At 61.7% G+C, this 25262-nt stretch carries 16 protein-coding genes and 4 tRNA genes; 5 read left to right on the top strand and 15 right to left on the bottom strand.

Annotation, left to right across the window (positions count from 1 at the left end):
* Positions 1-7: 7 nt before the first annotated feature.
* From MKZ91_RS23395 to MKZ91_RS23410, 4 genes are all read right to left on the bottom strand, one after another.
* Positions 8-1075, bottom strand: coding sequence for an AraC family transcriptional regulator (locus MKZ91_RS23395; RefSeq protein WP_336173437.1), 1068 nt, complete (start codon positions 1073-1075; stop codon positions 8-10).
* Positions 1076-1359: 284 nt separating this feature from the next.
* The gene (locus MKZ91_RS23400; protein ID WP_336173438.1) at positions 1360-3531 is read right to left on the bottom strand and encodes a SulP family inorganic anion transporter; all 2172 of its coding nucleotides are present in this window, start codon (positions 3529-3531) and stop codon (positions 1360-1362) included.
* A gap of 290 nt (positions 3532-3821) precedes the next feature.
* Positions 3822-4130: a hypothetical protein gene (locus tag MKZ91_RS23405; protein WP_336173439.1), complete on the bottom strand. Its 309-nt coding sequence runs from the start codon at positions 4128-4130 to the stop codon at positions 3822-3824.
* Between the two features lie 278 nt (positions 4131-4408).
* Positions 4409-5401, bottom strand: coding sequence for a hypothetical protein (locus tag MKZ91_RS23410; protein WP_336173440.1), 993 nt, complete (start codon positions 5399-5401; stop codon positions 4409-4411).
* Positions 5402-5823: 422 nt separating this feature from the next.
* Between MKZ91_RS23410 and MKZ91_RS23415 the strand changes: the two genes are divergently transcribed.
* Positions 5824-11511, top strand: coding sequence for a putative Ig domain-containing protein (locus tag MKZ91_RS23415; protein ID WP_336173441.1), 5688 nt, complete (start codon positions 5824-5826; stop codon positions 11509-11511).
* 518 nt (positions 11512-12029) lie between these two features.
* Here the strand turns inward: MKZ91_RS23415 and MKZ91_RS23420 are convergent.
* The 5 genes from MKZ91_RS23420 to phaC form a co-directional block, all read right to left on the bottom strand.
* Positions 12030-12326: a hypothetical protein gene (locus tag MKZ91_RS23420; RefSeq protein ID WP_336173442.1), complete on the bottom strand. Its 297-nt coding sequence runs from the start codon at positions 12324-12326 to the stop codon at positions 12030-12032.
* A 224-nt stretch (positions 12327-12550) separates the two neighbouring features.
* Positions 12551-13339 (bottom strand): RadC family protein, encoded by a 789-nt coding sequence (gene radC, locus MKZ91_RS23425; RefSeq protein ID WP_336173443.1) that lies wholly within the window; start codon positions 13337-13339, stop codon positions 12551-12553.
* Positions 13336-14175: a type I methionyl aminopeptidase gene (gene map / locus MKZ91_RS23430; RefSeq protein WP_336173444.1), complete on the bottom strand. Its 840-nt coding sequence runs from the start codon at positions 14173-14175 to the stop codon at positions 13336-13338. Before map ends, radC begins: the two co-directional genes overlap by 4 nt.
* Before the next feature lie 31 nt (positions 14176-14206).
* Positions 14207-14926: a DNA/RNA nuclease SfsA gene (gene sfsA / locus MKZ91_RS23435; RefSeq protein WP_336173445.1), complete on the bottom strand. Its 720-nt coding sequence runs from the start codon at positions 14924-14926 to the stop codon at positions 14207-14209.
* 19 nt (positions 14927-14945) lie between these two features.
* Positions 14946-16796 carry a poly(3-hydroxyalkanoate) polymerase subunit PhaC gene (gene phaC / locus MKZ91_RS23440; protein WP_336173446.1) on the bottom strand — a complete coding sequence of 617 codons (1851 nt, stop codon included), beginning with the start codon at positions 16794-16796 and terminating at the stop codon, positions 14946-14948.
* 110 nt (positions 16797-16906) lie between these two features.
* Between phaC and MKZ91_RS23445 the strand changes: the two genes are divergently transcribed.
* The 4 genes from MKZ91_RS23445 to recJ all read left to right on the top strand — a co-directional run bounded on the left by MKZ91_RS23445 (position 16907) and on the right by recJ (position 22067).
* Positions 16907-17215, top strand: a complete 309-nt coding sequence (locus MKZ91_RS23445) for an SHOCT domain-containing protein (protein ID WP_336173537.1) — start codon at positions 16907-16909, stop codon at positions 17213-17215.
* 125 nt (positions 17216-17340) lie between these two features.
* On the top strand, positions 17341-18558 hold the full coding sequence (locus tag MKZ91_RS23450; RefSeq protein ID WP_336173447.1) for an LL-diaminopimelate aminotransferase: 1218 nt from the start codon (positions 17341-17343) through the stop codon (positions 18556-18558).
* Between the two features lie 150 nt (positions 18559-18708).
* Complete coding sequence (locus MKZ91_RS23455; RefSeq protein WP_336173448.1) at positions 18709-20031, top strand: homoserine dehydrogenase; 1323 nt, start codon at positions 18709-18711, stop codon at positions 20029-20031.
* Between the two features lie 233 nt (positions 20032-20264).
* Positions 20265-22067 carry a single-stranded-DNA-specific exonuclease RecJ gene (recJ, locus tag MKZ91_RS23460; protein ID WP_336173449.1) on the top strand — a complete coding sequence of 601 codons (1803 nt, stop codon included), beginning with the start codon at positions 20265-20267 and terminating at the stop codon, positions 22065-22067.
* 122 nt (positions 22068-22189) lie between these two features.
* Here the strand turns inward: recJ and MKZ91_RS23465 are convergent, their stop codons facing one another.
* The 6 genes from MKZ91_RS23465 to MKZ91_RS23490 all read right to left on the bottom strand — a co-directional run bounded on the left by MKZ91_RS23465 (position 22190) and on the right by MKZ91_RS23490 (position 25162).
* Positions 22190-22663, bottom strand: a complete 474-nt coding sequence (locus MKZ91_RS23465) for a GNAT family N-acetyltransferase (protein ID WP_336173450.1) — start codon at positions 22661-22663, stop codon at positions 22190-22192.
* A 181-nt stretch (positions 22664-22844) separates the two neighbouring features.
* Positions 22845-22919 (bottom strand) — tRNA-Glu (locus MKZ91_RS23470).
* Positions 22920-23098: 179 nt separating this feature from the next.
* Positions 23099-23173 (bottom strand) — tRNA-Glu (locus MKZ91_RS23475).
* Positions 23174-23370: 197 nt separating this feature from the next.
* Positions 23371-23445, bottom strand: a tRNA-Glu gene (locus MKZ91_RS23480).
* 212 nt (positions 23446-23657) lie between these two features.
* Positions 23658-23732: transfer RNA gene (locus tag MKZ91_RS23485), tRNA-Glu, on the bottom strand.
* 134 nt (positions 23733-23866) lie between these two features.
* Positions 23867-25162, bottom strand: coding sequence for a D-Ala-D-Ala carboxypeptidase family metallohydrolase (locus tag MKZ91_RS23490; RefSeq protein WP_336173451.1), 1296 nt, complete (start codon positions 25160-25162; stop codon positions 23867-23869).
* Positions 25163-25262: the final 100 nt, after the last annotated feature.

The following is a 25262-nucleotide window of genomic DNA, read 5'->3' on the forward strand; positions in this document are numbered from 1 at the left end:
ATCGCGCTTATCCGTGCGCCAGTTTTCGCGCATGACGGCGTGGAGAACTTCCGAAGCGTTCGCGATAGGCAGCGATGAAGTTGTTCGCATGCCCGTAGCCTACATGGAAGGCGATCTGCTTGAGAGGCATGTCCGTTTCCTCAAGCATCGTACGCGCGGCGGCGAGACGGGCCTCGCGCAAGTAACCGAACATCGTCGATCCGTAGCTCTCGCGAAAGCCTTGCGTCAACCGCCGCTGGCTGAGGCCTGCCGCCTCCGCAAGCTCCGAAAGCGAAGGGGGTTGGGCCAGGTTGGACGAGAGGATCTGCGCTGCCCGCGCGACGGCCTCGCGCTCGCGCACGCTGAGGCTCGCTTCACTGTCTCTCGCCTCATCAAATGCGAGCGTTGGCGCATGCAGTGCCAGTATCTCCAGCAGCTTGCCCCAGCGATAGATATCACTCCCGTGACCCGCAATCGGTGGTGTCGCCAACAGATTGAGGTTCGCGACCAATAGCTCCGGCGTGCGGCGCAGTGCGGGTCGCTCGAGTTCCAGTGTATGAGCGGGAAGATTTGTCAGCCGCGCAAGGCAGGAAACCGCGGCTCGGTAGCCGACGATCAATGTGCGTGTCCTTGCCGGAAAGTGCATATGTACTGCGCCAGGGCCATGACTATGCCAGCCGAAACCTGCGTCCAGTCGAAGAAGGCCAAGAGATGCGTGACCCGTCAGCGCAAAGAGGCAGGTCAGCGAAGCCTCCTGAGCGCCGCACAGGAGATCCAGTCTTCCTTCCTGGTCGGCTTCCACGAGGATGATGTAAAGTTCAAGTCCTTCGAATTTGCAGCCGTGATGCACAAGCCCGGTAATCCCGTCTGCAGAACGGATCTGATGGTACGGAGAAAATGCCGCCGAACCATCGAGCGTCAGGGCATCAATCCTCATCGAGCGATCTCCGAATGCAACGTGACGACACAAACCGCCGTCGGTCACCGAGGCAGGCTCTGATGTTCCCGTTACGACTGGGGAGATCTTTGGGGCGAGAGGGCAAGGCTTTGCAACAATTAGCTTTTTTCGAATGCGCGAATTGTCTGGTGATGCCATGGAACCGGCAATCCGTGCCAAACATCGGCGATGTGCCGTGATCTTGTAGGTGGCTGGAAAGCGGGACTGACTGCTAGGTCCGTTTATGGGGTACGGTTTTCAGCCGAACGAAGCACTCAACCGAGGTCGAGCGAACGGCTCAAGAGCGCAGCATCGAGCCGCCCGGAATCGACATACCGAATACAGGTCTTGGGCGCCTTCCAAAGACGATCATCTTGCGCCGCTGTGACAAGCCGCAAGGCGAGCGCCGTCGACGGAAACGAATGACACTCTTCATCCTGCCCTCACGCGTTCGCCACTGTGACCATGCGATTGGCGACGGTCAGGCGATCAGCGAGGGTGCGGGCGAAAAGTCGATGGGCAAGAACGGCGAGCTCCGGGTCGTTCTTCTCCAGAGCCTTGAGCGTTTTCCGGGTCAGTCTGAAAAGGATCGCCTCCCTTTCAATGAACACGTCGGCGGTGCGGGTTCCTCCGAGATAGAAGGAGATTTCGCCGAGCACGGCCCCTGATGTCATGCTGCGCAGGCGCAGAATTCGTCCGTCGGGCAAGTTGAGCTGTACCCGCACCACGCCACGCCCCAGCAGGAAGATGTCGTCTGCCTCCTCTCCGGCCGTGATCAGCCGTTCTCCCACCTTCCGTTCGAGGCGCTCCATAGCCGCGATGAGCGCGGCAAGCCTTGGATGATGGCCGAGTGCCTTGACAAACTGGGCGGCGACATCGCTCTCGCCATGTTCGTGGCATTCGGCCGCGATCAACCGCTCTTCGCAGTCTTCGAGCGCGTGGTCCAGATCGACGGCAAACGTCACGCTGAGGGTATCCGGACTGGACTTCAGGGCAGGGCCGAGCATGGCCTTCACCGCCGGCGGTAGCGACGAGAGAGTGACCGAAATTCCTTCTGCGGCCAAAAGGCTGAAAATCCGCGAAAAGCCGGCAACCGCGGCTGAGTCCGTTCCGCTGATGTGTCGGAAGTCGAGAACCAGGAAACGGAGCGGCGGATCGTCGTCGATACGACGCTTCACGGCATCGACCACCTGTCCCATTGTGCCGAAGAAGAGATAATTGTGAAGTTCCAGGATATGGACGAGGTCGCCGTTCTCATCGAGAACGCGGTTCGCCATGTGCGAACGATCGGTGCGGCTGCGCCGATCCCGTCCGCTTGCGGCAAGGCGGATGACGGGGAGCCGGGCATAGGTATAGACGAAGGTTGCCAGCGAGGCGGCAAGCCCCACCGCCATACCGGCCATGAAGCCAAAGGCCATCATCGATACGACGATCGAAAGCACCACGGCCCATTCCAGCCGGGGCAGCGCCCTTCGCGTGGCGACCGCCCAGTCGTAGAGGAGTTCCGAGCCGAGCATGATCATCAGTCCCGCGGCGACGAACAGCGGGATGCCGGCGGCAAGCGCGGTGGCGAAGGGGAGAGCGAGCGCCATGATGGCCGCGGTTGCAAGGCCGGCGGACCGATCCGTGACCCCCAACCGGCGCGCCAGCAGCGTCATGCCGAGGCCGGTGAAGCCCGAGGCGCCGCTGATGAGGCCGACGGCCACGTTCGCCTGGCCCGCGACGCGCAGTTCGGCATTCGCGTCGATGTCGCGACCGACGGCGGCCTCAAGGCCGCTCGTATTGAGAAGCATGCCGGTCATCGAGATGAGCGGGAGCGAAACGAGCATCGGCGCGACCGACAGCACGGCCGACCAGTCTGCGGCTGAGACGATCCAGAGCGGGGAGGGCAGGGCAAGGCCGCCGGAGTCCGAGATCGCCGGCAGCCATCCCGACGCGCGTGCCGTTTCGATCGGCATGCCGGCCAGAACAAGGGCACCATAGAAGAGGGCGATGGCGGCCAGCATGACGGTCGGCGCCGCGATCGGGCTCGGCAAAAGACGAAGGGCGGCGGCCAGGGCCACTGCAAAGATCAGCGCCGGGATGAGGATGCCGAGAGCCGAGGGATCGGCGAGGGACTGGAGGATCCTTGATGGATCGGTACCAGGGCCGATCATTACCAGCGCTCCCTCGATCAGCAGCCAGCCGGAGCCGGCGAGGAAGCCCGCCACGACCGGGTAGGGTAGGAAGCGCACCAACGCGCCGAAGCGGAAGCGGCCGGAGAGGTAGAAGATGGAGCCCGTCGCCAGTGTACTGACGGCGAGGATTGCGAAAGCCGTGGCGATCTTCTCCTCCGGATCGGCGGCGATCATCGATCCGGTTGCCGCCGCCACAGCCGAGGCAAGTATGGCGATGCTGGTCTCCTGGACCTGCGCCACGCTGGTGGGCAAGCGGCTACGCAGCGACACGTAGACTGCGAGGATCACGCAGCTTAAGAGCATGACGCTGACGCCGGCTGCGAAGCCGGCGGCAAGCGTGCCGGAAAAGACAAGCGCTGCGAAGGCAACACTGGTGCCGAGGCCGTCGATACCGGCAACCAGGCCGAACATGACCGAGGACATGGGTTTTCCGGTCACGGCGTTCACCTTCGTCCTTGCGGCCTTCAACATCATTCGACTTGCCAAATTGAGAGGATCGACGGGCGAAGTGTGTCCTGCGAACGGCAGGCGCCCATGATCACCAACGCCTTGCCGCGATCAGCGCGCATCCGGCCGCGGAAGACCACACCCAACGCCACGGTTTGCGCTGGCGCAGTGCGATCTTCGGCAGCCTGCCCAGGCACACTGGTTTACATTGCCGCTCCCCGCAGATGGCGAGGAGCACGAGTGCGCTCGTCAGCCGTGGGCTGAATGCCGGCGCGCGTAGCTTACTTGCAGGGAGCGTTCTCCTTTTTGGCGCGTTCCCATTGTTCCCAGGCCGACTCGATACCTCCCGAGACGAGTTCCAGCTCGAAGTCCTGAAGTTCTTCGCCTCCAGCGGCTTTGCCGATCAGGCTGCCGAGATCGGCAAGACCGGCCTTGACCTGTTCGGCATCCAACATGATGTTCCGGGCCCCAGCCTCATCCAGAATCAGCTCGATCAGTTCGGCTTCGTTTGACGCAACTGCGAGACGGCCGAGCGCCTCTGAGTCCTTGCGAAGAGTGGAGTAAAATTCGATTGCTTGGATATCGCTCACAGTATTCTTCCTCAGCATCCAGGGTTATCCGGCGCCGCCTCACACGTTGCCGAGACGTGCCGTTTTCGATGTCCCGATCTTCGGGGAAAGCAGCCATTCATGAAAGCGTGCGGCGCTATGGCAAGTGTGGCAGCTTCTATGATTTCCGGTTCACGGGAGACGGGTTTCATAGCTGCATCGACGATTTCATAGTTTGCGAAAGGGCCGCGTCGACGTCCCCATCCAGCCGCTTTGAGGGTCTCACATCTGCAACGCCACCGGCTTTGCCTCGGGGGGGCTTACTCAATCAATTGCTGAGTTGCCCAGCTATCTGCTCTCGCGTCTCTTCTGCCGTTCAAGTCCTCTTGTGCTTGCCCGTAAGCCACGGAGATGGCGCGGAACTTGATGGTTTGCCAAAGGATATAGTCGCGAAGCAGGTCTTGGGAGACGAATAGATCGCCACGATTGCCAGGAAGGCTCCAAACGAGAAGTCCTTCCGATTTTGCCCGGGAAAATACCCTCTGCACATGGCCCCGCGACAGGGTGTGCCGGGTTGAGACGTCACTTGCAGGGAGCGGTCCGAGGCAGACCGGCCGATCAATGCCCTGAAGGCCGGCCGGCACCCGGCAGATGAGCTCATGCAGGATATTGCTTCCGGACTCCGTGCGGACGAACAGATCCACGCTCGCCGGCGGCTGCGCCCAATCCGGATCAAAAACAAGGGACCGAACAGCCAGGGGATGGATGCGCGCAAGCAGGCGCTGGTCGCTGCCGAGACTGGACGCTCGATCGCCTCCATCGAGCCGGTCGAGGGCCGAAAGATGGTTTGCCAGCCATTGGCCAATCATGGTCTCGCCGTAGACACTCAACTGCAATGGCCTGACGCGCCTGTCCTTGCTTTCCTGCGGTACAAGCAGGCCGTAGGCACCCATTTCGGCCAGATGGGCCGTAAGCGTGTTCTTGCTGAAGGGCAGCTCTGCCGCAAAGAACTCGATGAGTGAACCGGCCGTCAGAGGCGGACGCGTTTCATCGTGCTTTCGCTCAAAATGAAGGGCAATGATTGCCTGCGTGATCAGCCACTTCTGCATGCTGGCGACATAGCGCACCACTCTCGGCGCGACATCGTGCATCGCGAGCAGCTCTTTCGCCGCATCCCGCAAGACTGCAAAGAATGCGGCCCCGCCACTCCAAGTCATCGGACTGAATTCGTCTTGCGATCCTAAAGGCATAGTTGTGTCTGTCGCACCACAGGTTTGGGCATCCCCGGCATTACTACCCGTCCAGTTTTGCATCACTATGTCGTTGAGTCACCCGTGTGACTCAATTTTGGGTACACCTACCCACAGCCTGCTTCCTTTGTTGATCACGTTCTTCCCCTGTCGCTATGAGTGACCAGCTTTTGGGGGAAATACTGTGAATTCAATTCTCTGTCGCCTGCGCGCAGGCTGAACAATCGCCCTGTCGAGGCCATCGGTTGGTTGCGGTTCAGGCGGATTTCAACCGACTTAACGAACTTGCCCGTCCAGCGCGTCCCATGACGATGTCATGGGACGCGCTGGGTGCATCCGTCGTTTCATCACCGCAACAACGCCCCTTTAGGCAAAATCGAATGTTCAACAGCCCGCCGCCTACCACCGCGTCTGCTTCTGTCGCTCTGCCGATGATGGTCTTGAGACTATTGCAACTGTGTTTCCGAGCGCCACGGGCGCTCAGAATGCTTGTCGTGGGTGTCGCCGTGATGTGCGGGTCGGCGGGCGGGGTGATGGCTGCTCCGTGCACGCCGAGCATTTCCTTTTCGAGCGTCGGTTTGGCGGTCGCAAGGAACTTCAATTCCTGTGATGTCGTCTTTAACGACATCCCCCCGATCTGGGGCGGGCTCTACAAGGTCCAGGGAACTCATTTGGACTATCAGCCTCCGGTCGGGATTGTGGACGACGGTACGTTCCGCAACCCCAAGCCTGACGACCCGGTTGGTACAGCAAATGCCAGTTACGGCTTCACTTTCGACTCGTCCACCGGCACCTACACAATCAGGCTGCTCGAAATCCTAAACCCGGTCGCGACATCGGACACGATCGTACTTTACAGTCACGACGCGGGCGGAGCCCCGCACGACGGGAGCGTCGTGAGAGCCACCCAGACCAACACGATCTCAGTCACTCTGCCGAACGCCTTCCCGACTATCAGCAGCGTCAGCCCCACAACCGGCTCGCCAACGGGCGGAACCTCGGTGACCATCACGGGGACTGGATTTACTGGCGCCACATCCGTCAAGTTCGGCAGCGCCTCTGCGACAAGCTTCACCGTCGACAGCGCCACCCAGATCACGGCGGTCGCGCCGGCAGGAGCGGCTGGTCCCGCGGACATTGTGGTTACGACGGGCAGCGGGACGGCGACGCTTGCGAGCGGCTTCAACTATCTGGTTGTCCCGCCCGGCGCGCCGACGATCGGCGCGGTAACGCCGCTCGATCCGGAAGCGGCCTATGTCTATTTCACGCCGCCGGCCGACACCGGCGGCGGGACGATCACCGAATACGTTGTTACGTCCAGCCCGCACGGCAAAACCGGTGTCGGCACGGAAAGCCCGATCTTGGTCCCCGGGCTGTGGAACGGGACATCTTACACCTTCACGGTGAGGGCAAAGAACGCGGCGGGGGCAGGTCCGGCGTCAGCGGCATCGCAGGCGGTCACGCCAAAAAGCTATCACTTTATCGCCTTCAATCCGGGGCCCCAGACTTTTGGCACGACGCCGATTCTGTCGGCGACGAACACTTCAGGAATGCCGGTGGTCTTCAGTTCGACGACGCCGGACATATGCACGGTGACGTCGTATGGCGAGCTGACGTTCCATTCCGCGGGTACCTGCACGATCAATGCCGACGCAGAGGGCAACGAGGCCTATCATCCGGCGCAGGTCACACGATCGTTCGCTGTCAATCCGGCCTTGCCCGGCGCGCCGACGATTGGAACGGTAACGCCGCTCGATCCGGAAGCGGCCTATGTCTATTTCACGCCGCCGGCCGACACTGGCGGCGGGGCGATCACCGAGTACGTCGTAACGTCCAGTCCACACGGCAAGACCGGTGTCGGCACGGAAAGCCCGATCTTGGTCCCCGGGCTGTGGAACGGGACATCTTACACCTTCACGGTGAGGGCAAAGAACGCGGCGGGGGCTGGTCCGGCGTCAGCGGCATCGCAGGCGGTCACGCCGAAAAGCTATCACTTTATCGCCTTCAATCCGGGGCCCCAGATTTTTGGCACGACGCCGATTCTGTCGGCGACGAACACTTCAGGAATGCCGGTGGTCTTCAGTTCGACGACACCGGACATATGCACGGTGACGTCGTATGGCGAGCTGACGTTCCATTCCGCGGGTACCTGCACGATCAATGCGGACGCAGAGGGCAACGAGGCCTATCATCCGGCGCAGGTCACGCGATCGTTCGCTGTCAATCCGGCCTTGCCCGGCGCGCCGACGATCGGAGCAGCGACGGCGGGTGATACGCAGGCCGACGTCAGCTTCATAGCGCCGGCCTACACCGGCGGCGCGCCGGTAACCTACACTGTAACGGCGAACCCAGGTGGGGCGACCGGCACCGGTGCATCAAGTCCCGTCACTGTCGCCGGACTGACAAATGGTGTCGCCTACACCTTTACCGTCACGGCGACCAACGCAGCTGGAACGGGCGGCGCATCGGCAGCGTCGAATTCGATCACGCCGGCGGCAGCCCAGACCATTACCTTCGTCAATCCCGGCGCGCAGAGTTTTGGCACCACGCCGATCCTGACGGCGACGTCGGATTCAGGGCTGTTACCGACCTTCACGTCCAGCACGGAGGACGTCTGTACGATCACCAGCACCGGGCAATTGACCTTCGCCTCCGTGGGCAACTGCACGATCAATGCCAACCAGCAGGGCAACGCGGCCTATCTTCCAGCGGCAGAGGTTAGCCATTCCTTCGTGGTCAATGCGGTGGTACCCAGCGCCCCTCAAATTGGAAGCGCGACCGCTGGCGACACGCAGGCCACGATCACGTTCACCGCGCCGACATCTGATGGCGGGGCAACTGTCCTTGATTACACCGTGACGGTTAATCCGGGCGGCGCAACCTTCACTGGTCCATCCAGTCCCATCACCGCCACCGCATTGACCAACGGTACGGCCTACACCTTCACCGTCGCCGCGACCACCGCGGCCGGGACGGGGGCGCCTTCCGCGGCGTCGAACGCGGTGACACCGGTGGCGGCGCAGTTCATCACCTTCGCAAATCCCGGCTCGCAGACGGTCGAAACTGTCTCGACATTGACGGCGACGACCAGTTCCGGCCTGACGCCCGTGTTCACCTCGAGTACGCCTGGCGTTTGCGCCATCACCGGGAGTGCGACGTTGACACCGGTTGCCGTTGGTACCTGCACGATCAGCGTCGACCAACCCGGCAACGCGGCCTATCTGGCCGCGCCGACCGTCACCCAGTCCTTTGCCATCAACCCGCCGCTTCCAACTGCCGGTAACGTCTCCGCAACGGTCGCAGCAAACTCGACGGCCAATCCGGTCACGCTTTCGCTCTCCGGTGGCGCGGCCGACAGTGTTGCGGTCACAGCCGCTCCATCGCATGGAACCGCGACCGCTTCCGGCACAGCAATCAGCTATGCGCCGGATCCCGGCTATTCCGGTGCGGACAGCTTCACCTATACGGCGACGAACGCGACCGGCACCTCGGCGCCGGCGACCGTTACAGTCACGGTCGGCGCGCCAACCTTCGCCTTCACGCCCGCCGCCGGCGCGCTCGACGCGGGAACGGTCGGGAGGGCCTACAGCCAGTCGATCAGCGCGGCGAACGGAACGGCACCCTACCGCTACGCCATTTCGACCGGTGCGCTGCCTTCGGGTTTGCATTTTGACACCTCGTCCGGCGCGATCACGGGAACACCGACGACGGACGGCACATATGGTTTCGCGATCTCGGCAACCGATGCGAACGGGGCCACCGGCTCGGCCACCTATACGCTCGCCATCGGCCGGCAGGTTCCTGTCGTCGGCAACGTCTCCGTAACGGTCGCTGCAAACTCGACAGCCAATCCGGTCACGCTTTCGCTCTCCGGTGGCGCGGCCGACAGTGTTGCGGTCACAGCCGCTCCGTCGCATGGAACCGCGACCGCTTCCGGCACGGCAATCAGCTATGCGCCGGATCCCGGCTATTCCGGTGCGGACAGTTTCACCTATACGGCGGCGAACGCGACCGGCACCTCGGCGCCGGCGACCGTTACCGTCACGGTCGGCGCGCCGACCTTTGCCTTCACGCCCGCCGCCGGCGCGCTCGACGCGGGAACGGTCGGGAGGGCCTACAGCCAGTCGGTCAGCGTGGCGAACGGAACGGCACCCTACCGCTACGCCGTTTCGACCGATGCGCTGCCTTCGGGCTTGCATTTTGACGCATCGTCCGGCGCGATCACGGGAACGCCGACGACGGACGGCACCTATGGCTTCACGATCACGGCAACCGATGCGAACGGGGCCACCGGCTCGGCCGCCTATACGGTTGCCATCGGGCGACAGATTCCTGTTGTCGGCAATGTCTCCGCAACAGTCGCAGCAAACTCGACAGCCAATCCGGTCACACTTTCGCTCTCCGGTGGTGCGGCCGACAGTGTCGCGGTCGTCGCCGCCGCGTCGCATGGAACGGCGACCGCTTCCGGCATGACGATCAGCTATGCGCCGGATCCCGGCTATTCCGGTGCGGACAGTTTCACCTATACAGCGGCGAACGCGACCGGCACCTCGGCGCCGGCGATGGTGAAAATCACCATCGTGGCGCCGAAGCTCATTTTCTCGCCGGCGGGTGGCGACCTGCCTGACGCTATGGCGGGAGAGACCTATTCGGCGAAGGTGACAGCCAAGGGAGGCCAGGGTGGCATTCTCTACAGCCATTCGCGCGGAGAATTGCCGATAGGCATGATACTGAACGTGTCCACGGGCGAACTCACCGGCCCGCTACCCGCTGACACCGAAGTCAAAACCTACAGCTTCACGATCACAGCCCGCGACGCGATGGGCGATACCGGAGAGGCGAGCTATCGACTGGCCGTCAAGGCGCGGGGAGTCACTGTGGTAAGCCGGTCCTACACGCTGAAGGAAGGTGACACTCCACGAAACGTCTACCTGAACACTGGTGCCACGGGTGGACCGTTCACCGGCGCTGGGATCGCGTTTGTGAGGCCCTCCACTGCCGGCAGGGCCGAGATCGTTGAAGGCGAACTTGCGGCGAGCGGGGACTTCGTACCGGTTGGCTACTACCTGAAGTTCACGCCGAATCCCGGCTTCTTCGGGACGGCAGTCGTAGGATACAGGCTGGAAAGCGCGCTCGGCGCATCCAATACCGGCACGATCAGCTATGCGATTGTGCACAATGGCGAGAAGGTCGCAGCGGAGATCGACGGACTGGTACGAGACTTCGTCCGGACAAGGCAGAACCTCCTGTCGACAGCGATTGACGTGCCGGGCCTGATCTCGCGTCGCGAGATGGGCCGCGTGGGCAGCGACCCGATCTCGACCAGTATGTCACCCTCAGAAGACGGAATGACACTCGGCTTTTCGACCAGCCTGGCTCAGCTTCGTGCCACCGAAGAGGTGGGAGAGGGGGGCGAAGGCGTGGCGGCAATGTCGCCGTTCAATATCTGGATCGACGGCACTTTAGCGGTGCACAAACGTGACGAGAATGGCGGACGCTGGGGTAGTTTCGGTCTCATCTCTGCCGGCGCCGACTATCTGCTGTCGGAGAAGGCGCTGATAGGCTTGTCGTTCCACTTCGACCGCATGACCGATCCTACCGACGCCGATGCCGAACTGACCGGTATCGGTTGGCTGGCCGGTCCTTATGCTTCGTTCGAGATTGGCTCCGGCGTGTTCCTCGACACAAGCCTGCTTTACGGCGGCTCCAGGAACGACGTCGATACGGAGTATTTCGACGGTTCGTTCGATACGCGCCGGGTCATGTGGGACACGAAGTTGCAGGGGCAATGGCAACTCGGGGACGCAACCGTACTGACTCCTGCGCTGCGTGCCGTCTTCCTCAACGAGAACGTCGACGACTACAGCGTCTCGAATGGCGACGGTACCAAAGTCGACCTGCACGGGTTCACACAAGATCAGTTGCGGCTCAGCGTCGGGGCGGAACTGGAGCGGGCTTATCGGCTCGAAAGCGGTCTGCTGCTGACGCCCCGCTTCGGCGGCACAGCAGGATTTGCCGCGTTGGACAATAGCGGCGCGTTCGGAACAGTCAGCGCCGGACTGAACCTCTCTAACGAGCTCAACTGGGATTTCGACTTCTCGCTGCTCTACGGCATCGAAAGTGAGGGCGAGCAGACGGTTGGAGCAAAGGTGGGTGCTCATGTGCGTTTCTGATTGATGCTTGGTGGCGTTCTGCCGCCGTCGCGCAGCACATGCAGATCATCGTGGTCGGCACTGGTGATTATTCATAGTTATACAGCCACGTTCGTCCAGTTTTTGCGCTGACTGTCTTATTTCCTGATGGCGTCAAGCCCACCGCTTCAGTAGCCCTGCCAGAAGTGTCAGCGCTTCTGTCAGATCCTCAAACGATCGGCCGCCGAGGCAGAGCCGGTTCCCGCTCGCCTGATCGTCTCGCCCTACCATCATGGATTGGGGTCAATTTGATGCCGGCTACCGCTGCGGCGAATAGCTTGTCGTCGGTAAGGCGGTGATCACCGCGAACGCGATGCCCTTTCTCAAGCTCTTCGACCGGGCCCCACTCATCCAACCGATCTTGTTCAAGACGGCGATCTATTGGATTGCGACATTCATCGCGCGCCTGGCGGAGCGCTTCGTGCATTTCTCGCTCATTGAAGGGAACCGGCCAGTCGATTTTGCGACCCATCTGATCTCCGACTTCTCGTGGCAGCGCTTCAGCGCCATCTCTCTGGATACTCATTCTGTTCCTGATCTATGTGACGGCGTCGGAATTCAGCCAGCTCTTGGGCCCGGCAGAAATGCGGCGGCTGATGTTCGCCCATAGGCCATCCGAGCTGCAATTGAACAAGCGACTGCGCGCTCGCGAGCTTATGCGCCTGAACCGGCTCGCCGACGAACACGAGGTCGACGAGTTTCGCAATCCCGGCAGTGCTGCGCACCGCCAACTCGTGAAGATCGTTGAGCGTCTCGCGCGGGCGCCGAGGCAGCGTTGAGCGGGTCACGAAGGCCATCCGCAAGTTCCTGGTGTGGATCGAGACCCAACCGGGATCGATGCACGCAAAACCGACCAGCATCGGTTGGGATGCGGGGCCGATTGTCTCGGTTCCGTCGCGGACGGAAAGAACCAACCAGATTCGTCGGATTGATCGATTTGCTCACGGTAATCATCGCAATCTGCCTGACACCCTCTATCGGTTCTTCCGTCGAGCGAAATGGCTCTGATCGCGATGTGCCGTCAAAACAGGCGAAGCCCCTTCAGGCTGACATGTCCATCCTTGCCGATGATGATGTGATCGTGCACCGCGATGCCGAGCGGCTTGGCGGCTTCAGCAATCAGTTTGGTCATGTCGATATCGGCGCGCGATGGCGTGGGGTCGCCTGAAGGGTGGTTGTGGACGAGAATGATCGCGGTGGCCGAGAGCTCCAGCGCGCGTTTGACGACTTCACGCGGATAGACCGGTGTGTGGTCGATCGTGCCGGTCTGCTGCACTTCGTCGGCGATCAGCGTATTGCGCTTGTCGAGGAACAGGATGCGGAATTGCTCTTTGGTCTCGTGCGCCATGGCCGCGTGGCAATAGTCGATGACGGCGCTCCAGGAGGAAAGGATCTGCTTCTGGCGAAGCTCGCTCTTCAGCGTGCGATGGCCGATCGTTGAGATCAGCTTGAGGTCGAGAGCCACGGTCTCGCCGATGCCATTCACCTCCTGTAGCAGCGCGATCGGCGCGCCGAAGACACCGGCAAGCGTTCCGAACCGGCTTAGCAATGCTTTGGCGATCGGTTTGGTGTCCTTGCGCGGGATCAGCCGAAACAAGAGCATTTCCAGGAGTTCGTAGTCGGCGAGCGCGGCATCGCCCTGTTCCCGGTAGCGCGCCCGCAACCGGTCACGGTGTCCGTGGTAATGCGCTTCGGTCGCGGCCGTCTTTTGGGCCACCTTCATCCCGCCCAGCGGCAGTTCCGGGAAAAACGCCCTTTCGTCCGCCGCCAGCGTCACATCGACCTCGGAGGAGATCGGGCGTTTTGTCATGCGGCCCCGACGGTATTGACGCCGGGCTTGAAGAGGCCGGCGGGCGACAAGGTAAAGATCTCGCAGCCGTCAGCAGTTACGCCAACCGTGTGCTCATACTGCGCCGAAAGCGACCGATCGCGAGTAACGGCCGTCCAGCCGTCCGAAAGCACTTTCACATGCGGGCGGCCAAGATTGATCATCGGCTCGATGGTGAAGATCATGCCTTCGCGCAGTTCCGGGCCTTCATTGGCGCGGCCATAATGCAGGATGTTGGGGGCGTCGTGGAAAAGCTTGCCGACGCCGTGGCCACAGAAGTCGCGCACGACAGAGCAGCGCTCCGCTTCGGCATAGGCCTGGATCGCTTCCCCGATGGCGCCGGTGCGTGTGCCCGGGCGCACGGCGGCGATGCCGCGCATCAGGCATTCATGGGTAACGTCAAGCAGGCGCTCGGCGGCGCGCTTGATCTCTCCGACCGGATACATACGGCTCGAATCGCCATGCCAGCCATCGACGACATAGGTGACGTCGATGTTGACGATATCACCCTCGCGCAGCGGCTTGTCGTTGGGGATGCCGTGGCAGACGACGTGGTTGATCGAGGTGCAGGACGACTTGGTATAGCCGCGATAGTTAAGCGTCGCGGGCAGGGCGCCGTTGTCCATGCCGAATTCGAAGACGAAGCGGTCGATTTCGTCGGTCGTCACACCGGGTTGAACGCGTGAAACGAGTTCGTCGAGGCATCGCGCCGTGACCTGGCACGCCTTGCGCATGCCCGCAAAGTCCTCCGGTCCGTAGAGCCGGATGACGCCGGTGTTTTTGTAGGGGGCAGACCCTGCCTCGATGTAAGTCACCATTCCAGAGCTTTCATTTGTTCCAAGTCGGATTTCATAAAGCAGCGAGGGCCGCCTCGTCCACTGTCATCAGTCCGGTGGGGCGGATTTGGCGCGGTGAAACCTGACATTTGACGGCATAGGCCTCGACGCCGCGCGCCATCGCGCGGTCGAAGGCCCGTGCATAGGCTAGATCGAAATCACGGCAAATCCTGAGGCGATTGCAATCGCTACGCTGCACAAGGTAGATCATGATGGCACGGTTGCCCGCTTCGACCATGTCTCCCAGCTCATCGAGATGCTTCGCCCCGCGCGCGGTCGGGCTATCGGGAAACTCGGCGAGGCCCCGCGTGCGGCTGAAATGCACGTTCTTGACTTCGACATAGGCAAGGCCACGCTCGGGCTCGCTGAGCAGAATGTCGATCCTCGAACTGCGACCATATTTCTGTTCGCGGGCGAGATGTGGGTAGCTGCCGAGATCACCAACCAGTCCGAGCCGGATCGCTTCCTCCGCAAGGCGGTTCGGCAGGCCGGTATTGATGCCGACCAAGGTGTCGTCGGCTTCAACGATTTCCAGCATCTGGCGATACTTTCGCGTCGGGCTGTCGTGTTCGGACATCCAGATGCGCGAACCTGGCGTCGTCAGGCCCCGCATCGAGCCGGTATTGGGGCAAGATCCGGTGATCGCCGTGCCATCAGGCAGCACGGCGTCGAAGAGAAAGCGCTTGTAGCGCTGCACGAGGGTCGCAGTGGTGAGCGGCGGATCGAAGATCAAGATGCTTTTCTCAGTCGCCTTACGCCCGGGCGCGCACGTAGGAACCGGGTGCTTCCTCGAGCGAGTTCAGCGGCCCGCCAGGCTTGCGGGCGGGAACGCGCTTCTTGTCGAGTTTCTCGATCCATTGGTGCCAATGCGGCCACCAGGATCCGGGCGTCTCCTTGGCCGCCTTGAACCAGTCGTCGAAATCACCCTTCGGTGCGCCGCCGGTCCAGAACTGGTACTTGCCCTTGTCCGGTGGGTTGACGACGCCGGCAATGTGGCCGGAGCCGGACAGAACATAGGTGACCTTGCCTCCGAACGAGGCGCTGCCCAGGAACACCGAGCGCGGTGGCGCGATGTGATCTTCCTTGGTGGCGAGATTGTAGATCGGGATCTCCACGTCGCCGAGCGAGATCTTCTTGCCCGCGAGCATCATTTCGCCCTTCGAAAGCTTGTTCTCGAGGTAGCAGTTGCGCAGGTAGAAAGAGTGGTTGGCGGCGGGCATCCGAGTGGAATCGGAATTCCAGTAGAGCAGGTCGAAGGGCAGGGGCTCCTGGCCCTTGAGGTAGTTGTTGACGAAGTAGGGCCAGATCAGTTCCGAGGCGCGCAGCATGTTGAAGGCGGTCGCCATCTTCGAGCCGTCGAGATAGCCGGTCTCGCTCATACTCTGCTCGATCTGGCGGATCTGGTCCTCATCGACGAAGACCTTTAGGTCACCAGCATGGGTGAAGTCGACCTGGGTGGTAAAGAGCGTTGCCGAGCGAATGCGGTCATCGCCTTCGGCCGCATGCAGGGCGAGCGTGGCCGCAAGCAGTGTTCCGCCGACGCAATAGCCGATGGCGTTGACCTCACGCTCGCCGGTTGCCTGCTCGACGATGTCGAGCGCAAAACCGATGCCCTCGCGGGCATACGATTCCCAATCCTTCTTGGAGTGCCGCTCGTCGGGATTCACCCAGGAAATGACGAAGACGGTGTGACCCTGGTCGACAGCCCATTTGATGAAGGATTTCTGCGGGTTGAGATCGAGAACGTAGAACTTGTTGATCCATGGCGGGCAGATCAAGAGCGGCCGCTTCAGCACCGTCTCGGTGGTCGCTTCATATTGCAGCACCTGGCAGACATCGCTCTGGGCAATGACCTTGCCGGGCGTGATCGCGATGTTCTCGCCGATCGCAAACTTGCTGGTGTCGGTCTGCCGGAGCTTGAGATCACCGCGACCCGCGGCGATGTCCTCGGCAAACATCTGCATGCCCTTGACCAGGTTGGCGCCGCTCGACGCGACGGTTTCCCGATAGAGCTGCGGATTGGTGGTGACGAAGTTCGTCGGTGAAAGCGCGCTCGAGACCTGCCGCACGTAGAAGGCGGCTTTGTGCTTGGTGTGGTCGTCCAAGCCCTCGGCATCCTCGACCATGCGCTCGGCCCAGTCCGATGTCACGAAATAGGCCTGGCGGATGAAATCGAAGAAGGGATGCTTCACCCAGTCTTCGTCGGCAAAACGCTTGTCGTTGCGTTGGAGGGCCGTCGGGTCCGGCGTCACCACGTCGCCCGACATGCGATGGAGCGTGCGCGACCAGATCTCGAAGAAACTGCCCATCAGGTGGGTCTGCGCTTCCAGCGTGCGGCGCGGGTCGGAAAGCCAGTATTCCGAGACTTTGGAAAGCGTCTTGACCATGTCGGTCACCGGCTCGGCGAAGACGTCGGATTTCTGTCCTGATTCACGCGGCGCGAGCCAGGCGGATGCAGCCTTGCCGAGTTGTTCCATGGCGCGGGCGAGGTTGATGGCGAGGCTTTCGGGATCCTTTACGATGTAAGGTTCGACGGACTTCGGATCGAATCCAGCAAAGCTGTCCTTGCCGGCAGCGCCTTCCGCATTCCTGTCTGCTGTCACCCGGCTTCCTCCACAGCATCTTGTTTGTTTTGTATTTTTACATTCTGCCCGAAAATGATTACAAGGGCTAGCGCATCGTCGCGCCATCAAAATAGAGGTCTTTCTTGAGCATGCTAGCCGTCGGAAAACAGCGCTCCATCACCTGGCTTGCCGGGATCGTTCTGCTCGGCACGCTCGCAGGCTGCAACAGCCAGACGACCAACTTCGAAAATTATCCGTCGGTCTATGGCCAAAAGCCGGCTGCGACGACGCAGATGACCAACGATGAAGCCGCAAACATGCAGGCGCAGCTGACGGCACTGGGGGCAGCACGCCAGTCCGGGGCGATCTCAGAAGCCGAATATCAGCGTCGTCTGAAGGAGATGCGCGCGCTCGCCGAGCAGCACGGCGCCGATACCCTGAAAGAGATCGAGAATTAGCGCTTGCCTTTCCGGTGATTTGGACGCAAAGCGTTGAATGGCCGCAGTGACGGCCGTTCACCACAGCGCCCGTTTTCGCCAAGGTTTGAATGCCCGCGGAAGCGTGCGCCAAACGAGGTTTGGAGATGGAAGAGTTTCACAAAGTCCGGCGTTTGCCGCCCTATGTTTTCGAACAGGTCAACCGTTTGAAAGCAAGCGCGCGAGCGGCCGGTGCTGACATCATCGACCTCGGCATGGGCAATCCGGATCTTCCCACTCCACAGTCGATTGTCGACAAGCTTTGCGAGGTCGTTCAGGATCCGCGCACGCATCGTTATTCGTCGTCGAAGGGCATTCCCGGGCTGCGTCGTGCCCAGGCCGCCTATTACGCCCGTCGCTTCGGCGTCAAGCTCAACCCGGAAACGCAGGTCGTTGCCACCCTTGGCTCCAAGGAAGGCTTCGCCAACATGGCCCAGGCGATCACCGCACCTGGCGACGTGATCCTGTGCCCGAACCCGACCTATCCGATCCACGCCTTCGGCTTCCTGATGGCCGGCGGCGTCATCCGCTCGATTTCGGTCGAACCGGACGACACCTTCTTTGCGCCTCTCGAGCGCGCCGTGAAGCACTCGATCCCGAAGCCGCTAGCGCTGATCCTCAACTATCCGTCGAACCCGACGGCGCAGGTCGCCACCCTCGACTTCTACAAGGAAGTGGTCGCCTTTGCGAAGAAGCACGACATCATCGTGCTTTCGGATCTCGCCTATTCGGAAATCTACTTCAACGACGCACCGCCGCCGTCGGTGCTGGAAGTGCCGGGCGCGATCGACTGCACCGTCGAATTCACCTCGATGTCGAAGACCTTCTCGATGCCCGGCTGGCGCATGGGCTTTGCCGTCGGCAACGAGCGGCTGATCGCGGCGCTGACGCGGGTGAAGTCCTACCTTGACTACGGCGCGTTCACGCCGATCCAGGTGGCCGCCACCCAGGCGCTTAACGGCGACGGCAGCGACATTGCCGAGGTGCGCAATGTCTACAAGCGCCGCCGTGACGTGATGGTCGAGAGCTTCGGCAAGGCCGGCTTCGACGTGCCGCCGCCGGCAGCGACGATGTTCGCCTGGGCCAAGATCCCGGAAAAGTTCCGTCATCTCGGCTCGCTCGAGTTCTCGAAGCTGCTCGTCGAGAAGGCAGACGTCGCCGTCGCTCCTGGCATCGGCTTCGGTGAGCAGGGCGATGACTATGTCCGTCTCGCCCTCGTCGAAAACGAGCACCGCATTCGCCAGGCGGCCCGCAACATCAAGAAATTCCTGTCGACTGCCGACGAGACGATGCACAACGTCATCTCGCTCAACGCGCACAGGTAGTCGGAGCGGGATGAGGAAAAGTGTATTCGGTTTTCCGCCCGCATCCCGCTTGACCTATGATTTAAGACAAGAGGCGCGCCCATCGTGCGCCTCCTTCCACCACGGCTCCGCGGTCCTTGCGGTTCGCCCTCTACAAGTTAGGAAATGGCTATGGCAGATGCCCTCAAAATCGGCATTGCGGGCTTGGGTACCGTTGGTGCCTCGCTCGTGCGAATCCTTAGGGATCGTCACGAGATGCTTGCGACAACGTGCGGACGGGCCATCGAGATCACGGCCGTTACCGCGCGCGACCGCAACCGCGACCGTGGCGTCGATCTTTCCACTGTGAACTGGTTCGACGATGCCGTTTCGCTGGCGCGTGACGCCGATATCGACGTCTTCGTCGAGTTGGTGGGCGGTTCCGGCGATCCGGCCTATTCGGCTGTGAAGGCAGCGCTTGAACGCGGCATTCATGTGGTGACGGCCAACAAGGCACTGCTGGCCGCCCATGGCATCGAGCTTGCGAAGATCGCCGAAGAGAGAGGCGCGCTTCTGAACTACGAAGCAGCCGTTGCCGGTGGCATTCCTGTCATCAAGGCGCTGCGCGAATCCATGACCGGCAACACGATCTCGCGCGTCTACGGGATCATGAACGGCACCTGCAACTACATCCTGACGAAGATGGAGAAGGAAGAACTGTCCTTCGAAGCCTGCCTGAAGGAAGCCCAGCGCCTCGGTTATGCCGAGGCCGATCCGGCCTTCGACATCGAGGGTAATGACACGGCGCATAAGCTGTCGATCCTGACGAGCCTTGCCTTCGGCACGGCGATTGCGGCCGACGACATCTACCTCGAAGGCATCACCAACATCTCGATCGACGACATCCATGCGGCGGCCGATCTCGGCTACCGCATCAAGCTCCTGGGCGTCGCCCAGCGCACCGAAAGCGGCATCGAGCAGCGCGTCCACCCGACGATGGTTCCTTATGATTCCGTCATCGCCCAGGTCGACGGCGTGACCAATGCGGTGGCGATCGAGTCCGACATTCTCGGTGAACTGCTGATGGTCGGCCCCGGCGCCGGCGGCAACGCGACGGCATCGGCCGTTCTCGGCGACATCGCCGACATCGCCAAGAGCCGCCCCGGCGCCCAGCATGTCCCGGCCTTCGGCCGGCCGACCAACGCGCTGCTTCCCTATAAGCGCGCCCAGATCCAGAGTCACGAAGGCGGCTACTTCATTCGTCTGAAGGTCGTGGACCGCACGGGCGTTTTCGCGAGCATCGCGACGCGCATGGCCGACAACGGCATCTCGCTGGAATCGATCATGCAGCACTCCAAGCACCTGATGGAGGGCGGCGAACCGCAGACGATCATTCTTGTGACGCATGCAACGTCGGAGCATTCCGTTCGTGATGCGATCAAGGCGATCAAGGGCGAGGGTTATCTCGTCGGCGAGCCGCAGGTGATCCGCATCGAACGTCCGAAGGCGAACTGAAGAGGGCATAGCGCCGGAAGCCGGGAGGTCCGGGGCGCGGCGTCAACTTAAGTACCAGGATACCACAACGGATCGGAAGCCTCGCCACGCAAATGCGCTGGCGGGGCTTTCGCGTTGTGTACCTGTGCAAAAGCCCGGTTGGATCGACGATCAGAGGCGACGCCGTTCCAAAAACGGTCACGATTTTCGGGGTTATGCGCTAAGAAGCGTTAGACGCAGGCGGGTGGGCGAGCATGGAAGCATTGGTGGATCCGGTACAGCGGGCCTTTCTTGGCGTCGAGCAGTCGATCGGCGGCCAACGCTGGGTGTCGCGCCTCGACCAGGCCGGCCAGAACCGGGCGCTCGCCATCAGCCAGGTCCATGGCTATTCCGATCTGCTTGGGCGCGTGCTTGCCGGGCGCGGCGTGGTGCTCGACGAGGCATCAAGCTTCCTCGATCCGACGCTTCGCTCGCTGATGCCGGATCCGGACATGTTGACCGATTGCCGCAAGGCGGCGGAACGTTTGGAGCTGGCGATCCGGCGGCGCGAGAAGGTGGTCGTCTTCGGCGACTACGACGTCGACGGTGCCGCGTCATCGGCGCTGATGGCGCGCTTTCTGCGTCACTTCGGCCTCGAGGCAGAAATCTACATTCCTGACCGCATCTTCGAGGGTTACGGCCCGAACCCGACGGCGATCGAGCAACTGATCGACAACGGCGCCGCCTTGATCGTGACGGTTGACTGCGGCTCGACGAGCCAAGAGTCGCTTGTGGTAGCAGCGCGACGCGGCGTCGATGTCGTCGTTATCGACCATCACCAGGTGGGAACGACGCTGCCGGCGTGCCACGCGCTCGTCAATCCCAACCGCGAGGACGACCTTTCCGGACAGGGGCATCTCTGCGCCGCCGGTGTCGTCTACCTGGTTCTCGTCAACACGCTGCGCGTGCTGCGCAGTGCCGGCGATAGTCGGGCTTCATCCTTCGACCTCCTGGCGCAACTCGATCTGGTGGCGCTGGCGACGGTCTGCGATGTCGTGCCGCTGAAAGGGCTCAATCGAGCCTATGTCGTCAAAGGGCTGATTGCTGCGCGGCATCTCGGCAATGTCGGGCTTGCCGCTCTGCTTCGAAAGGCGGCAATCGGCGGCCCGGTGACGCCATATCATCTGGGTTTTCTCGTCGGGCCGCGAATCAATGCCGGTGGGCGTATCGGTGATGCGGCGCTCGGCAGCCGCCTCCTTGCCATGGACGATGCCGCAGCCGCCGAGACGATCGCAGCCCAGCTCGACGAGCTCAACCGCGAACGGCAAGCGATGGAAGCGGTGATGCTGGCGGAGGCCGAAGCCGAGGTTCTCGCCGAATACGGCACGGGCGAGGGCGCTTCGGTGATCGTGACGGCGCGCGAAAACTGGCATCCGGGTATCGTCGGGCTGCTCGCCGCGCGCATCAAGGAAAAGTTTCGCCGACCGACCTTTGCGATCGCGTTCGATCCGAATGGCCGGGGCACCGGTTCCGGTCGCTCGATCAACGGCTTCGACATGGGCAAGATGGTGCGCGCCGCAGTCGATAGCGGCTTGCTGGTCAAGGGCGGTGGCCACGCCATGGCCGCCGGCCTCACGGTCGAACGCGGGAAGCTTGGAAAACTTCGCCAGTTCTTCGAGGAGCGTGCCGAAGTGGCCGTGCGCGAGCTCGTCGCTATCCAGACGCTGAAGGTCGATGGTGCGCTTGCCGCATCCGGGGCGACGCTTGAGCTGATCGATCTCCTGGAGCAGGCCGGCCCCTACGGCTCGGCACACCCGCAACCGGTCTTCGCCTTCCCGCAGCACCGCCTGCGCGACAGCAGGCAGGTGGGTGCCAACCACGTCAAGGTGACGCTGGAGGGGCAGGACGGCAGCCGCCTCGACGGCATCGCCTTCCGCGCGACCGAGACGCCGCTCGGCGATTTCCTGCTTTCGAGCCGCGGCATGTCCATCCATGTCGCCGGCTCGGTCTCCGCCGATCTGTGGCAGGGGCAGCGCCGTGTGCAGTTGCGTGTGACGGATGCGGCGAGGGCGCTTTGAAGATGATCTCGGATCTTCTTCGAAGCGGTTCAGAAAGCCCTGGCGTGAGCGCTGTCACTGTTTCGAAATTCTTGAAGGAATCTGGAGTTCCTTCCTGCACCGCCATAATTAGACATTACGGTTCATCGACGCTCAGCCTCGCTCGATGAATCGATCGAGAACAGGTTCAATCCGGAAACGTCGCTCTCGATTTGCTTGAAGCCACGTGCAAGGTAGTACGGTGAGTTTTCAGCGCTTGCGCAGAGATAGCAGGTGTCGTGTCCCAATGCGGAAATCTCCCGTCGGGCCACGGCAATGAGCGTGGCTGCAATTCCTTGTCGCCGTGCTTCCTCTTCTACCCAAAGCGCGGCAATCCACGGGGCATATTGCGGGCGCTCGTCGAGGTCATTCTCAATCACGAAGACCGATCCGAGGTAAATGCCGTCGCTGTGTGCCACAAGTGCAAATGGGACACCGTTTCCGTCGATCATCGGATCGATGTGAGCGCGATATTGTGCCAGGGACACGTCGCTTTCGGTCCACCAGGCATGCCAAGCCCGATCGGCTATCGTGTCTGCCCAATGGGGGAAGGTCTTCAGGTTGGAAATTTGGATCATGAAAGCTCAAACGATTCGGATTTGAGTACCGAACATAAGCAGCCCAGGAAGATCGACAAGCGATTGTGCACCTGCCTGTTGAAACGCTGGCTCAGCGTGAGACGATCGGTTGAGTTGGCGCCGGCGAGGAATCGGGAGCGCACCTGGCGCACTCCGGCAGCCGGCTGACGTGGTTGAGCATTGGCACGCCCAACGGGACTCGAACCCGTGTTACCGCCGTGAGAGGGCGGCGTCCTGACCGCTAGACGATGGGCGCATCGCAGACTTGCAAGCACCGGCGCTTGCCGTATCTTCTCCACATCCTATGCCTGTTCGGCAAAAACGACGAGGAAATTCCACGCGGATGAATCCGTCCGACCGTGCCGGTTCGTTTAGCCAAGCGAACGCGCTGCGATGACAATTTGGTTTGCAAAATGTGGGGAGAGATCAACACAGTGGCACGCCCTAGGGGAGTCGAACCCCTCTTCCCAGAATGAAAATCTGGTGTCCTAACCGATAGACGAAGGGCGCACGCGCTGTGTGGGCGCCTTATAGCTAGCGAGTTTGCAGACCGCAAGCGCCAATCTCAGGATTTTTGTGTTTTTCCTGTTAAAAACAACGGGAAAAGCTCTGTCCCATGCGAAGCGGAATCGGGCACAATTGCGCCGCAGCGACGGGCCGTTTTTGTCGGGAATGCGATCAGAATTTGGGGGGGGAGATCAACACAGTGGCACGCCCTAGGGGAGTCGAACCCCTCTTCCCAGAATGAAAATCTGGTGTCCTAACCGATAGACGAAGGGCGCACGCGCTGTGTGGGCGCCTTATAGCCAGCGAGTTTGCAGACCGCAAGCGCCAATCTCAGGATTTTTGCGCTTTCCTGTTGAAAAAGAACGAGGAGAAAATTCCGTCCTCTGCAAAGCCGGGCGAGGTGGCGCAAGGTCGAAACGGCAAGAAGCTGACAGCTGCTTTGCGGCTGAAAACGACGGTCGAAATGGTGTGGGAAGGATCAACACAGTGGCACGCCCTAGGGGAGTCGAACCCCTCTTCCCAGAATGAAAATCTGGTGTCCTAACCGATAGACGAAGGGCGCACTCGCTGTGTGGGCGCCTTATAGCCAGACGAATTGATAACCGCAAGCGGCAATTTTCATTTTTCTGTAAAAAAGTGCCCGTCGAAAATCGAAGACCCTTCTTGGGGATTAACACGCTGAAACAATGGCTTGCGTCAACCTTTGCCGCGACGGCAGCGCCAGTTCCAGTCCCGTTGAGCGCCGATATCGATATGAACCGATTCCGTGTGGCAATAGGTGCCGACGCCGCCGCGGCCAGGAATGCTGCGCAGGAATTCGGCCAGATCCCACTTGCTGACGCCCTGAACCTGGATGTCCGCTGCCTCGCAGCGCGTGTGTAGCGATTGCTTCTCGCGATTGACCTTGATCGGTCTCAGGCCCGAGGTCACCATCACCTGTTTGCCGTAATGGCTCTCGACCTTTTTCAGCATTTGCATCAGTTCTGGTTTGAAGCAGCCGGCTTCGACCTTCTCGGTCTGCAGGATGAGGCCGCTCGGCGCCAAACGGGCGAGCCCCGACAGTGAGGCGACCTGGACGGACGCTGCCTCGTCGTCGGCGACATGGTCTTCGTGCTCCATGGTGTATAGCGTATTGAGTTTCACGCCCGGAAGCGAGTAGGCGAGCGAGGCCATTTGTGCCTGGCTCGCATTGCTGGTGGTTATCGTCTTCTTTTCCGCCGCGCGCAGCGTTTCCTGCTGCTGCGACTTGTCCTTGCGCTTGCCGGCAAACAGCGCCGCGAGCGTCAACGTCTTGGGGGCTTCCTTGTCGCCGCTACCTTCGCTGGCTGTCGTTGCGGCCCCCGCCGGTTCGCCTGCCGCCTGGTTGTTGACCACCGCCTGCGGTGCCGTTGCAGACTGGCCGCTGGCGGCAGCTTCGGCACTCAAGGGCAGCGGCACGGCTGCGGGAAGTGCGTCCTGGGCAGGCGAGGGGGCATAGGCGGCAACCGCCGTGTCCTGAGGAGCGCCGGTCGCCTCGTTGGCTGCGCCCTCCTGTGGTGTTGCGAGAGGCCGCGGCTGCTGCTGGCCGCCGCTGAAGAGGCTGTTGGAGGTTGCGTTCATGGCCGGCTGAACGATCGGCACGTTGCCCGTTGCCTGCGGTTGGCCATTTGCGGTCGCCTGCGTGTTCGACTGATTGCCATAGATGCTGGACGAGGCGGCTCTGAGGCCTGTGCCCTGCATCGTCAATGGCTGCCCCGCCTCAGCCGGCACGGTACCGCTTTCGGCGGTCGGCTGCGTTTGCGGGTTGCTGCCGAGCGCCGCGACCTGGGCATCCTGTACCGCCGGCTGCTGCGGTGATTCGACGGTTTGTTGAGCCGCCGCCTGCTCATCGACTTTCAGTACGCTTTCGGCATCGGCCGAGACACAGCTGCTCAAGGCCAGCAGCGATACGGACAGAACCGCCGCCCGCGTGATGGCAGCAAGCACAGAACCTTTTCCGTCCAGATGTTGCAACGTCCTATCCCCGCTCTCCGTGCATGATCGGCGAAGCCTCCGCCCAGTCATGCATTAAGTTTCAGCTCCGAAACATCGCTCAGAACAAACAAACGCACAT

The organism is Ensifer sp. MJa1 (assembly GCF_037026475.1).
GTDB lineage: Bacteria > Pseudomonadota > Alphaproteobacteria > Rhizobiales > Rhizobiaceae > Ensifer.

Excerpts from the sequence above, each read along its gene's own strand:
- MKZ91_RS23395 (WP_336173437.1), bottom strand. The coding sequence starts at position 1,075 with ATGGCATCACCAGACAATTCGCGCATTCGAAAAAAGCTAATTGTTGCA.
- MKZ91_RS23410 (WP_336173440.1), bottom strand. The coding sequence starts at position 5,401 with ATGCAAAACTGGACGGGTAGTAATGCCGGGGATGCCCAAACCTGTGGT.
- MKZ91_RS23415 (WP_336173441.1), top strand. The coding sequence starts at position 5,824 with ATGCTTGTCGTGGGTGTCGCCGTGATGTGCGGGTCGGCGGGCGGGGTG.
- MKZ91_RS23420 (WP_336173442.1), bottom strand. The coding sequence starts at position 12,326 with ATGGCCTTCGTGACCCGCTCAACGCTGCCTCGGCGCCCGCGCGAGACG.
- radC (WP_336173443.1), bottom strand. The coding sequence starts at position 13,339 with ATGACAAAACGCCCGATCTCCTCCGAGGTCGATGTGACGCTGGCGGCG.
- map (WP_336173444.1), bottom strand. The coding sequence starts at position 14,175 with ATGGTGACTTACATCGAGGCAGGGTCTGCCCCCTACAAAAACACCGGC.
- MKZ91_RS23445 (WP_336173537.1), top strand. The coding sequence starts at position 16,907 with ATGCTAGCCGTCGGAAAACAGCGCTCCATCACCTGGCTTGCCGGGATC.
- MKZ91_RS23450 (WP_336173447.1), top strand. The coding sequence starts at position 17,341 with ATGGAAGAGTTTCACAAAGTCCGGCGTTTGCCGCCCTATGTTTTCGAA.
- MKZ91_RS23455 (WP_336173448.1), top strand. The coding sequence starts at position 18,709 with ATGGCAGATGCCCTCAAAATCGGCATTGCGGGCTTGGGTACCGTTGGT.
- recJ (WP_336173449.1), top strand. The coding sequence starts at position 20,265 with ATGGAAGCATTGGTGGATCCGGTACAGCGGGCCTTTCTTGGCGTCGAG.
- MKZ91_RS23465 (WP_336173450.1), bottom strand. The coding sequence starts at position 22,663 with ATGATCCAAATTTCCAACCTGAAGACCTTCCCCCATTGGGCAGACACG.